The sequence below is a fragment of the Bacillus sp. SIMBA_008 genome, assembly GCF_046535495.1.
Lineage (GTDB): Bacteria > Bacillota > Bacilli > Bacillales > Bacillaceae > Bacillus > Bacillus subtilis.
This window is the reverse complement of sequence record NZ_JAWRWL010000126.1, coordinates 1-356: the sequence shown is the minus strand read 5'-3', so window position 1 is coordinate 356 and position 356 is coordinate 1. Positions and strand designations below refer to the sequence as shown.

Below are 356 nucleotides of genomic sequence, written 5' to 3'. Positions count from 1 at the left end.
AGTCAGAATAGAAGTACCTTATCATAATATGCGTATAGGAGCTTCAACAGTAGTTATTGATGATACATTATACCTTATAGGTGGTAGAGATTATAATGCGAATTATACAGAGATTGCAGATCAAAACTACAAATCCGTCATCTCTTTATCTTTAAAAGACCTGCAATTTCCAAACAACACTGAAACACCCGGTGACAAAGATCCAGAACCGACAACACCACCAAAAGACGATTCTACAAATCCAGGCGACAAAGACCAAGAACCAACCACACCGCCTAAAGACGATGCAACAAATGAAGATGGCGATGCTCTCCTCATCATCACAATGGTCAATGGCTTACAGAAAGAGTATGACC

Annotated in this window: 1 pseudogene; it reads left to right on the top strand. The window is 39.6% G+C overall.

What is annotated here, in order from left to right:
• A pseudogene (locus SB658_RS22460) lies at positions 1–356 on the top strand (Kelch repeat-containing protein); the annotation flags it as partial.